The 1538-nt window shown below is 36.0% G+C and carries 1 protein-coding gene; it reads right to left on the reverse strand.

What is annotated here, in order from left to right; all coding sequences use genetic code 11:
- Window positions 1-60: 60 nt before the first annotated feature.
- Window positions 61-1481 (reverse strand): IS3 family transposase gene (locus L323_RS40820; protein WP_242835295.1). Its coding sequence is split into 2 segments (ribosomal slippage): window positions 61-995 and window positions 995-1481, totalling 1422 coding nucleotides; the frame shifts between segments, so codons are not numbered across the junction.
- Window positions 1482-1538 lie beyond the last annotated feature (57 nt).

Here is a 1538-nt window from a genome sequence, read left to right on the forward strand (position 1 = left end):
TGAGGTGACCCCTAAAAGTTAGACTTTTTTATCAAGGTAGCTTTGGCTATCTTGATATTTTTATGAAGCCAGGAGGTTGAGCCTGTATTGCACAGGACTCATCCAGCCTAGTTTTTCTTTGATTCTTTGTTCATTATAATACTTTATGTATCTTTCAATCTCAGATTTCAATTCTTCATAACTGTAATAAACAACGCCATAATAGATTTCTTGCTTCAATAGACCAAAGAAATTCTCCATCACAGAATTATCGTGACAGTTACCTTTACGAGACATACTCTGGAAGATTCGTTCTTTTTTTAGACGATTTGAGTATGCTTTCATCTGGTAAGCCCACCCTTGATCAGAATGAAAAGTTCTTCGGTATGGACAGTCAGATGTTATCTCAATTGCTTTATCTAAAGCATTCATTACATTGATAGCAGATGGATGCTTGTCTATCCCATAGCTTAGTATTTCGCCATTGCACATATCCATAAATGGATCTAGGAATAGCTTACGCATTGTCATGTGTCCCTTTGGATCCACCGCATAGTATTTAAACTCAGTAGTATCAGTTGTAACCTTCTGATGTGGGATATGAGTATTAAAGCGTCTTCTAATTCTATTCCGAGCAACTGTTCCGACTTTACCTTTGTAAGAACTATACTTACGACTTTTTCTAGTAAAAGAAGTAACCTGAAGATTTAGTTTCTGCATAATGCGTTGAACTTTCTTTTTATTGACAATAAGACCTTGATTGTGAAGTTCCCCATACATTCGACGGTATCCATAGTCTTTATTAGCTTCATGAATTTCTAAAATCTTGTCTTCAAGTTCCTGATTTGGATTTTCTCTGGCAAATCTTTTTTGCCAGTACATATATGTGGCTTTAGGAAAGCCAACAACTGCGAGAATGTCTTTTAATTTGAACTCTCCTCGGAGGCTGTGGACGATTCTCGCTGTTTTTTCAGAAGAGCTTCCTCCTCTAAACGCAGTCTCCTCAGTTCTTTTAAATATGAATTCTCTATTCTTAACTTGAGAAGTTCATCCTCAAGTTCTTTAATATGTTCATCACTTGTATCTATAGGAGTAACTTCTGCAGGCTGAATATGTGTTTTTTTACTAGGGGTATTCAATGTTTTCTTCCGTCCCTTCTTCTTTGGCCGTAAAGCCTCAGGACCAGCAATACGAAAGTCATTGACCCATTTAGTAATTAAGTTTGGATTTCTGAATTTCTCTTGTATAGCTAATTCCTGATATGAAAGTTCGCTTGTTAGATACAATTCTACCACATAAAGCTTATATTCTAAGGAATAATTTTCTTGTTTTCGAGAACGCATTAACCCCTCATCTCCAAATTGCTCGTAAGATGAAATCCATTCCTGTAATCTCTTTTTAGCAGAAATGCCATACTTTTTCATCAAGTAACTTTGCCCACCTTCGCCATTAAGATAAGCTAAAACTACTTCTTTCTTAAATTCATAGCTATATTTAGTCATAAAAATACCGACCTCCAATCGTTAGATTTTTAGGTCTAACTTTTGGGGGTCGGTACA

Source organism: Ruminiclostridium papyrosolvens C7 (genome assembly GCF_000421965.1).
Taxonomy (GTDB): domain Bacteria; phylum Bacillota; class Clostridia; order Acetivibrionales; family DSM-1351; genus Ruminiclostridium; species Ruminiclostridium papyrosolvens_A.